At 34.7% G+C, this 10036-nt stretch carries 8 protein-coding genes; 5 read left to right on the plus strand and 3 right to left on the minus strand.

Annotation, left to right across the window (positions count from 1 at the left end):
• The 5 genes from VFS71_RS19910 to VFS71_RS19930 form a co-directional block, all read left to right on the plus strand.
• The coding region (locus tag VFS71_RS19910; protein WP_326403443.1) for a hypothetical protein at positions 1-232 on the plus strand (232 nt) is incomplete at its 5' end.
• Between the two features lie 88 nt (positions 233-320).
• A complete protein-coding gene (locus VFS71_RS19915; RefSeq protein WP_326403444.1) occupies positions 321-1613 on the plus strand; it encodes an aminopeptidase P family protein in 1293 nt (430 codons plus the stop codon).
• 5 nt (positions 1614-1618) lie between these two features.
• Positions 1619-2521, plus strand: a complete 903-nt coding sequence (locus VFS71_RS19920) for an alpha/beta fold hydrolase (protein ID WP_326403445.1) — start codon at positions 1619-1621, stop codon at positions 2519-2521.
• A gap of 526 nt (positions 2522-3047) precedes the next feature.
• Complete coding sequence (locus VFS71_RS19925; protein WP_326403447.1) at positions 3048-3854, plus strand: TIGR00266 family protein; 807 nt, start codon at positions 3048-3050, stop codon at positions 3852-3854.
• Between the two features lie 140 nt (positions 3855-3994).
• Positions 3995-4777 carry an alpha/beta hydrolase gene (locus VFS71_RS19930; RefSeq protein ID WP_326403449.1) on the plus strand — a complete coding sequence of 261 codons (783 nt, stop codon included), beginning with the start codon at positions 3995-3997 and terminating at the stop codon, positions 4775-4777.
• On the opposite strand, the gene VFS71_RS19935 is transcribed toward VFS71_RS19930, so the two are convergent.
• The 3 genes from VFS71_RS19935 to VFS71_RS19945 all read right to left on the minus strand — a co-directional run bounded on the left by VFS71_RS19935 (position 4774) and on the right by VFS71_RS19945 (position 10024).
• Complete coding sequence (locus VFS71_RS19935; RefSeq protein ID WP_326403450.1) at positions 4774-5445, minus strand: ATP-binding cassette domain-containing protein; 672 nt, start codon at positions 5443-5445, stop codon at positions 4774-4776. The two genes, VFS71_RS19930 and VFS71_RS19935, sit on opposite strands and share 4 nt — an antisense overlap.
• A 292-nt stretch (positions 5446-5737) precedes the next feature.
• The gene (locus VFS71_RS19940) at positions 5738-8503 is read right to left on the minus strand and encodes a PD-(D/E)XK nuclease family protein (protein WP_326403451.1); all 2766 of its coding nucleotides are present in this window, start codon (positions 8501-8503) and stop codon (positions 5738-5740) included.
• Positions 8504-8566: 63 nt separating this feature from the next.
• Positions 8567-10024, minus strand: a complete 1458-nt coding sequence (locus VFS71_RS19945) for a thrombospondin type 3 repeat-containing protein (RefSeq protein WP_326403453.1) — start codon at positions 10022-10024, stop codon at positions 8567-8569.
• Between the last annotated feature and the right edge of the window lie 12 nt (positions 10025-10036).

The raw sequence follows: 10036 nt of genomic DNA on the forward strand, positions 1-10036 counted from the left end.
GCCTCCCTTTAGCCCCGATAGAAGTGGAAATCCTTTTTTGAGCCGATCTTTTTCGGCTCAAAAAAGATTGCAACGGATAGCGGGACCAATGCCCGTTAAAATGCCTAATCTTTCTGCTTCAAAAACAAAAAAACCTTTCCTCGCTATTAAAATCTTAAAAAAAACTACACATATACTAATTACATTCTTAAAGTTACTATTTTTGATGATTCAATACCCAAAATCGTTTTAAAATGAAGTTGCCACAATTTCAAATCATAAAATCAATAAAAAAGTGGCAATACCATATTCCAATAAAAAATTAATAAATACAAATACGTATGAAATACCACCAAATTGACCGCGCTCTTTTTATAAAAAACAGAGCAAAATTCATGGCTCAAATGAAGCCTAATAGTGTAGCAGTATTTAATTCTAATGATATTTATCCAGTTTCTGCAGACAGTACATTGCCATTTGCACAACACCGTGATATCTTTTATCTATCGGGAGTAGATCAAGAGGAAAGCATCTTATTGCTTTTTCCAGATGCACCATACGAAAATCAAAGAGAAATGTTATTCCTAAAAGAAACCAGCGCTCATATTGCTGTTTGGGAAGGTGAAAAATTGACCAAAGAAAGAGCTTTTGAAGTTTCGGGTATTAAAACTGTGTATTGGTTACAAGATTTCGAGAAAATCTTAAATGAAATGATGACTTACTCGGACATCATGTACATCAACACCAACGAACATTATCGTGCTTCTATTGAAACCGAAACTCGTGAAGCTCGTTTCATTAAATGGTGGAAAGCCAAATATCCAGCACATCAAGTTGCAAAAAGTAACCCAATATTGCAACGTATTCGTTCTGTGAAAGAAACCGAAGAAATAGATTTAATCCAGAACGCCTGTAATATCACCGAACTAGGATACAGAAGGTTACTGTCATTCGTAAAACCAAACGTAACCGAATACGAAATCGAGGCTGAATTAGTTCACGAATTCATTCGTAACAGATCCAAAGGTTTTGCTTACACACCAATTATTGCTTCTGGAAATAATGCCAATGTATTGCATTACATCGAGAACAATCAACAATGTAAAGCGGGTGATTTAGTATTACTGGACGTTGCAGCAGAATACGCTAACTATTCTAGCGATATGACCCGTATGATTCCAGTTTCCGGAAGATTCACCGACAGACAAAAAGAAGTATACAATGCTGTTTTGAGAGTTAAAAATGAAGCAACCAAAATGCTAACTCCAGGAACTCTTTGGAAACAATATCATGTAGAAGTGGGCAAAGTCATGACTTCAGAATTACTTGGTTTAGGACTAATCGATAAAGCCGATGTTCAAAATGAAAACCCGGAATGGCCTGCTTATAAAAAATATTTCATGCACGGAACATCACACCACATGGGATTGGACACACATGATTACGGATTATTGCACGAGCCAATGAAAGCTAATATGGTATTCACTGTTGAGCCTGGAATTTATATCCCAGCCGAAGGTTTCGGAATTCGTTTGGAAGACAATGTTGTTGTTCAGGAAAAAGGAGATCCTTTCAACTTAATGAGAAACATCCCGATTGAAGTAGAGGAAATCGAAAGCTTAATGAATTCATAGTCCAAATGGTAAAAAAAATATTCCTATTTGTCTTTCTATCTCTTTTTGGACACACATTTGCCCAAACTGATGGTTTTGCCAAAAACGCAGATTCAAGCCAAACCTATTATAAAATATTTGGAAAGGGATCACCCATTTTAATAATAAATGGTGGTCCAGGAATGAACAGTAATGGTTTTGAACCTATGGCGAAAATTTTGGCAGAGAAACATCAAACCATAATTTATGACCAAAGAGGAACTGGAAAATCAACCCTTAAAGAATTAAACACCAAAACGGTTTCGATGAAATTAATGGCCGATGATATCGAGTCATTAAGAAAACATTTGAAAATCAAAAAGTGGACAATTCTCGGTCATTCTTTTGGTGGAATGTTGGCCTCTTATTATGCCACAATTTACCCAAACAGTATTGATAAATTAATTTTGTCATCTTCCGGCGGAGTAGATTTGAGTTTGTTAAAAGGCGAAAACCTTATTGAAGCAGGCTTGAGCAAAACCGAAAAAGATTCTTTGAACTATTGGAACGATAAAATCGAAAAAGGCGACACGACCTACGCTGCAAGAATTGGCAGAGGAAGAGCTATGGCTCCTGCCTATGTTTATGACAGAAAATTTGTTCCAATCATTGCCGAAAGATTAACACAAGGCAATTCGACCATTAATTCATTATTATGGGGTGATATGCAAAAAACGAATTTCGACTGTAAAAACAAGTTCTCAAATTTCAAGAATCCTGTTTTAATTATTCAAGGAAAACAAGATATCATCAGCAAAGAAATTGGAGAAATAAGTTTAAAAGCATTCCCTAATTCAAAAATGGTTCTGCTTGAAAATTGTAAACACTATGGTTGGCTTGACGCAAAAGAAAAGTATTTTGACACAATTGAATCTTTTTTAAAAAGTTAAACAATTGACTTTGTAAATTATAGAAACGGCTTTCAGCAATGGAAGCCGTTTTTTTGTTTTCATAAAATACAGGAAACAATAGCGATTAGTGTATAAAATCCCCGTATTGCTCCCAAAAACACCTAGTAAACCTACCTATTAACGATAGGTGTACCCCTACAAAGTAGGGTTATAGCTATGCATAAATACCCCTTTTACTACTCATAATACCCACTATAGCTACCCATTAACAGTACCTATGCACTGCAAAAACACTATTATAACTACCTATTAACACTGTTGATACTACCCAAAACACACAGTAAACCTACTGGTTTTACCCTTCAGTATACCTAATTAGTGCCTCTTTTCTCAATCTCAAAGTTTTCTTCGTGACTTATCGCCTCAAGCAAAAAAATGTGGAAAAAGAAATTAAACATAATGCCTTGCGTTAAAATTCCTTCTGCAATTCAATAAAATTTCGTCATTCAATTGTAACATTACAAACCCTCATTCGACTCATTTAAAAAATAAAACACTAGAAATCATGCAAGCACACGAAATAGATTACCATATTTTTGGAGAAGAAATGCAGTATGTGGAAATAGAATTGGATCCGCAAGAAATCGTAATTGCCGAAGCGGGCAGTTTTATGATGATGGAAAACAATATCCAGATGGAAACCATATTTGGAGACGGTTCCGAACAACAATCGGGATCGGGTTTATTTGGCAAACTTTTGAATGCTGGAAAAAGAGTCCTTACCGGCGAAAGCTTATTCATGACGGCATTCCTAAACCAAGGCAATACCAAAAGTAAAGTTTCGTTTGCCTCGCCATATCCCGGAAAAATCCTCCCGATTGATTTAACGCAATTTCAAGGAAAATTTATCTGTCAAAAAAGTTCTTTTCTATGCGCTGCCAAAGGCGTTTCTGTTGGAATCGAATTCTCCCAAAAACTAGGTCGTGGCTTCTTTGGAGGCGAAGGTTTCATTATGCAAAAAATAGAAGGAGACGGAATGGCGTTTGTTCATTCGGGAGGAACAATGGCCAAAAAAGAATTGGCTCCCGGCGAAGTCCTAAAAGTGGACACAGGCTGCATTATTGGCTTTACTAAAGATGTCGATTATGATATTCAGTTTATAGGCGGTATTAAAAATTCACTTTTTGGAGGCGAAGGCTTGTTTTATGCCACTCTAAAAGGCCCGGGCACAGTTTACATACAATCATTGCCTTTTAGCAGATTGGCCGACAGAATCATTGCATCGGCACCAAGATCAGGCGGTAACAGCCGTGAAGAAGGAAGTTTGCTAGGCGGACTTGGAAATCTTTTGGATGGGGATAATCGTTTTTAATTTTATTTAAAAATAAATACTAACGGCTTTCAGAAATGGGAGCTGTTTTTATTTTATAAAATGCTTTCTTCGAATGTAGCATTTAGGAATTTAAAAAATTAATTTTGCATTTGTAAACTATCAACATAATCCTCACTCTTTTGGAAACACTTCTCTACAAAAACACACAAATTTCGTATTCTGATTCTGGAAAAGGAACTACAATAGTCTTGCTGCACGGTTTTTTGGAAAACAAAACGATGTGGGATGTTTATGTTTCCGAATTAAGTAAAAAAAACAGAATCATAACCATCGATTTATTGGGGCACGGTGAAACCGAAAGTTTGGGCTATATCCAAACAATGGAAGAAAATGCGGATGTGGTTCATGAGGTTTTATCCAAACTGCGAATTAGAAAGGCCATTCTTGTGGGACATTCAATGGGTGGTTATGTAGCTTTGGCTTTCGCCGAATTGTATCCCGAGAAAATGAAAGGATTGGTATTACTCAACTCAACTTCAAAAGAAGACAGCTCCGAAAGAAAGAAAAACAGGGACCGCGCCATCAAAGCCGTCAAAAAAGATTACGAGACCTTCATCAGACTTTCGATTGCCAATTTGTTCAGTGAAGAGAACCGAGAAATCCTTATCAAAGAAATTGAAGAAGTAAAAATTCAGGCTCTGAAAACACCATTGCAAGGAATAGTGGCCTCGCTTGAAGGAATGAAAATCAGAAAAGACCGCGAAATCTTATTACACACAAATACCTATCCAAAATTATTGATTTTAGGAAAAAAGGACCCTGTTCTTAATTATGAAGACAACCTAGAACAAATAAAAAACACCGATGTTGAATTGGTGGCTTTTCCGGACGGTCACATGAGCTCTATTGAAAATCAAGCTGAATTACTAACTGTTTTAGTTGACTTTTTTAAAGGGGTTTAAAGCATTCCTTCTTTCAAATATCCTTTTTCAACCAGCTCTTCTTTACAAAGAAGATGATGTGCCTTACCCTCTTTGAGCAACACCAATTTGTTTGACACTTTAATTACATTTTCATAGTTATGATCAGAAATAATAATACCCTTCGTTTTTGAATTCTCAACTACTAATTCATTCACTTTCTCAACCATCAAAGGAGACAAACCATTATAAGGCTCATCTAACAAAACAAATTTTGAAGAATTATTGAGGATAATTTTAATTTCTAAATACCGTAATTCTCCACCGGACAAATGAGAAACTTTCTTTTCTAACATTGTCACAATGATTTCATCTGCACAAAACTCCAAAATCCTCTCCTTCGGAACTGATAATTGTATCGCTGTTTTAACTGAAAACACATTGGGAATGCTATTATCCTGAGGTAAATAACTAATTTCATCAAGTAAATCCTTGGTTTTTGCTTTTACATTACCGTCAATTCTAACAAACTTAAAATCAGCAGATGTAATCCCAAAAATAATTTTCAGCAAAGTTGACTTACCTGAACCATTTCTGCCAAGAAGTCCAATAACATCTTTTGTTTCACATTTTAAATAAACATCCGACAAAATGTTTTTATTGTCAAAAGTTTTCTGAACGCTATCAATCTCTAATAAATGATTTTTCAAAATATTTTCCTTATCAAATTAAAAACAAAAGAACAAAACGCTAAAAAAACAAAAGTAAAACACCATGAATATACCCAAAGTTGTATTTTGGAAATTTTATTATTGAAATAAAACACATACTCGTTTTTAGCATTAACTTCTTTGAAAAGCAAACTTAAGCCAAAACCAAAAGTCAGAACCGAATAATTAAAAGCTATCAATCCTCCAAAAAGAAAAACAAAAAAACTAGCGGCAAAATTAATTGCAAGAGTGCTTTTGAAAAACTCAAATATGTTACTCCATTTTCTACTCATTATATAATTTTCTCCTCAAAAGGAATTGCAACATCTAATATTTCATTCAGCAACAAAATAATTTGTTCCAAATAATTAGATTGAATTTCATTGTCAATAATGGCAACACTCTCTTTTTCTTCTTTAAAATTAAATGGCAAAAATCCTGATTTTAAGTTTTTAAAAGAAATGATTCCAGCCTCGATAGGTTTTCCATTGGCATTTTCCTCATACATATAGGCATATGCCAAAACTTGGATGATTTTGTCATTTTTGATGTCGTCCGTCAATCCTTTCCAGGTTTTAAGAGTAACATTGTTTTTTTCTACTTTACCCGTTTTGTAGTCAATAATTCGAATGGTTCCGTTGCGTTCTTCAATTCTGTCAACATTTCCCTTAATCAAAACAGGAAAAGGCAAACTTGGATGTACCACCATTCTATCAAAAGTTTTTTCAAGCTCCAGAATCTTTATGGCATCACCGTTTTTAATACTCTCCAATTCTACTTTAAGGAAGTTAAAAACATTGCGTTTTGCTACTTCAAAAGCCAATAAATTCCGTCCCTTTTTTATTTCTCCTTCTTTGTAAACTACTTTAAATTGTACCAAAACTTCGGAGTCAATTTTCTTAATGCAGTTTTCAATATCAATTTCTGAAATAAACTTACCAACAAAAGGTTCATACAAAACCCGTAAGGTTTCGTGAATAATAGTTCCCAAAGTATTCAAGGCAATATTCTCCTCTACTTCTTCGACTTCACTAATCCTCAAAATCTTTTGAAAATAGAACTGAATTGGATTCCGTATATAACTCGTCAACGCTGATGGAGAAAATCCTTTTTCGGCGATTTCTTTCAGACGCAACATCACCATCTCCGATTTTGGAATTACCATTGGTGAATAAGCCGTGTCTGGTAAGACTGCATTATAAATTTCGTGGGTTAAAGTGTGATTGGGCTGTTTCTCTACTTCCAATTGGGTAATGAATCTACTCTTTTCACCTGCATCCAAGCCTTCACTTTCTGTATTATACAGTAAATAAATATTTTTGGCACGTTGCAACAAATGATAAAAGTGATAGGTATAGATAGCATCTTTCTCTTTAAAAGTTGGCAATCCCAATTCACGTTTCACATCATAAGGAATAAAAGAGTTTTGCGATTTACCTGCCGGAAATTTGCCCTCATTCATAGAAGTGATAATCACAGTCTCAAAATCTAAAACCCTACTTTCAAGAACCCCCATAATCTGTAATCCATTCAAAGGTTCACCCTCAAAAGAAACTTCAGCCAAATCAATTACTTGCTTGTAAATTGCATAGAGTGTATCAATCGTGTCAATTTCTTTGTGCTGTGAATAGTAATTAATAAGTTTATTAATCACTTTAAAAATGGCATAGACAAAAGTTTTGGCTATTTTTTCCTCTTCATTTTCATTGCTCAAATTATTCTTAACCTTTAGTAATAAACTAGAAATTACTTCTAAAACAGCAATAGAACCTTTCTCCCATTTTTGGAATACAAGCAAAAATAAATCACTTGAATTATCATTTAATTCCAATAATTTATGATGACTAATAAACGTGTAGTTGTTTTTATTGATAATCCCAACCAAAGCACTTGTATTGGCATAAGGTTCAATTAACGGATGCGTCAATATATCCAACACATCTTTATAATAAAAAACATAGCTGCTATTACTTCTGGACAATGCATTGGTGTGCATTTTAAACAATTTGGCAATCAGAATTTGAGCTGGGTTATTTTTACTGGAGTAGCCCATGGTAATATTCAAAGCCCCCACAGTATTGGGCAGAGAATACAATAGTGGAATCAACAAATTTTCTTCACCCAAGACGATAGCTACTTTGTCAAGAGCAGTGTTTGGATTTTCAATATTGAATTTTTCGATTATACTTCCTGCAATTTTAGCCTGACCTATAGTTTTTGGAGTGCCAATTACCTGAATGTTTTTGGTCTCCGAAAAATCATCCACAATCCATTCAAAAGAATTTGTCTTATAGTGCTTCCAACTTTCTTTAAAACGGCGCACAAATAAACCGGCATCATGATAAGGATCATTTAGAAACGTTTGGTCAGCATCCCAATATATTTTGGCTTGATCTGAAGCAATAAGATGCTGAATTATTTTTTCTTCAGAGGCATTCAAAGCATTAAAACCTGCAAAAACAAATTGCTTACCTAGAATTGATTTTGAAAAATTATCGATGTTTTTTACAGCTTCTCTATAAATCAATCCTTGATATCCGATTCCCTTTTTAAGCAAATGTTCATATAGCGATTGATAATATTTTGGCAACAATTTCCAAAAATCAATATAGTTTTCGAGCAACTGGGTTTTGTTTTCAACTTCAATCCCCCATTTCTTGATATCCTCAATATCCTTTAAGTATGACAAGACATGATTTGAATCTAACAAATAACGATCTATTTCATTAAAATCTTGAAGCAATGTTTTAGCCCAATTGGCAAAAATCTCAAATGACTGCTGATTCTTTTTTTCTGTAATGGATAGATATACTTCGTAAAACTCGAATAATAATTCTATGGGATCAATAGTTCTTACCTCAGCGATATTTTGAACAAAATCTTCTATACTAATAATTTCTGGGGAAAATATATTCTCCTCAGTTTGTTTTTTTAGTGCTTCAACAAGAAATATTTTTGCCCTTTTATTGGGTAAAACCACTATAGTATCACTAATTGTATTATAATATTCTTTTACTATAACCGTTGCAATTTTATCTAAAAAAGAATTATCTGTCATTTTATAAATATAAAAAAAGCCATTCAATTAAGAATGGCTTTTTAAAATTATTTAGATAATAGATTACAATTTACCTTCGTATATTGATCCTACGTGTCTAATTTCTGTTCTTCTGTTTAATGCTCTACCAGCTTTAGTTTTGTTAGTAGCAACTGGTTTAGATGAACCAAATCCAGCTGAAGTTAAGTTAGCAGGATTAACTCCTTTTTCAATTAACTTATCCATAACAACTTTAGCTCTAGCCTCAGAAAGTTTTTGGTTTACTTTAGCGCTACCAGTATTATCTGTATGCCCTTCGATAGAGAATTTAGCGTTAGGGTAGTTTTTAAGAATTTCTTTAATTGCTTCCAATCTACCATCTGTAGCTCCTTTATCAGCAGTCTCAAGTATAGCTTTACCAGTTACGAAGTAAACTGCTCTAGCTTGTACTTTAAGTTCTTGTAATACTTGTTCAGTTACTTCTGGACATCCTTTGTTACTAGCAGGACCAGCTACTGAAGGACAAGCATCATCTTTGTCTAATACACCATCTTTGTCAGCATCTTTTTCAGGACATCCACCATTTGAAGCAGGACCAGCTTCTGTAGGACATTTGTCAGAAGCATCAGTAACACCGTCACCATCTGTATCAGGACAACCTTGGAATTGTTTCAATCCAGCTACTGAAGGACAAGCATCATCAGGATCTGCTACACCGTCACCGTCTGTATCAGGACATCCATTGAATTCAGCTGGACCAGCAACAGTAGGACATTTATCTTTAGAATCTTCGATACCATCAGCATCTGTATCAGGACAACCGTTGAATTGTTTTAAACCTGCAACTTCTGGACAAGCATCATCTTTATCGTAGATTCCGTCTCCATCAGTATCTTTAGCTCCAAACTTGAAAGTAAGACCTGCAGAATATTGAGTGTAAGAAGGTGCATCTGGTGTTTGTGTACCAGCATATGTTCTGTCTCCGAAAGATTTTTTGTAAGTACCTAACAAAGAAAGACCTACGTTTTCAGTAAACCAAAGATTTAATCCAATCCCTGGGTTTACAGTTCCGTAACTCTCATCACCTAAGAAAGTATAACCTCCACCTACGCTTAATGTAGGCTCAATTACTTTAGATTTTAATAATTCCATAAAACTGTAAGTAACTGTAGCATCGATGCCATAGTACATTAAATCACCAGGATTTACAGCCAAGTAATCATTAGGACCTCCTGCAGTTTTTCCAGCAACAGGCACAACAAATTTATCAATTTGATTGATAGACCCTGTAAGTCCTACAATAAAACCACTTCCTACGTATCTTGAAACGTTGATATAAGAAACTGAAGGAAGAATATTCCAGTTATCACTTACCATAAAAGGTTGGTCAAAATGGCTCATAAAGTCATCACCAGCGCTAGATCTGTAGTCAATCGCGTTTACTCCAAAACCGATAGCCCATTTATTGTTACTGTCTTGTGCTTGAGAGCTTAACCCCATCACCATCGTTACAGCAACTAAAAGTTTGTTAAGATGTTTCATACTTGTTATTTT

Source organism: Flavobacterium sp., from assembly GCF_035760125.1.
In the GTDB taxonomy this organism is placed as follows: domain Bacteria; phylum Bacteroidota; class Bacteroidia; order Flavobacteriales; family Flavobacteriaceae; genus Flavobacterium.

What these genes read in the sequence shown, in the direction of transcription:
- VFS71_RS19940 (WP_326403451.1), bottom strand. Translation starts at nt 8,503, where the DNA reads ATGACAGATAATTCTTTTTTAGATAAAATTGCAACGGTTATAGTAAAA.
- VFS71_RS19920 (WP_326403445.1), top strand. Translation starts at nt 1,619, where the DNA reads ATGGTAAAAAAAATATTCCTATTTGTCTTTCTATCTCTTTTTGGACAC.
- VFS71_RS19915 (WP_326403444.1), top strand. Translation starts at nt 321, where the DNA reads ATGAAATACCACCAAATTGACCGCGCTCTTTTTATAAAAAACAGAGCA.
- VFS71_RS19945 (WP_326403453.1), bottom strand. Translation starts at nt 10,024, where the DNA reads ATGAAACATCTTAACAAACTTTTAGTTGCTGTAACGATGGTGATGGGG.
- VFS71_RS19925 (WP_326403447.1), top strand. Translation starts at nt 3,048, where the DNA reads ATGCAAGCACACGAAATAGATTACCATATTTTTGGAGAAGAAATGCAG.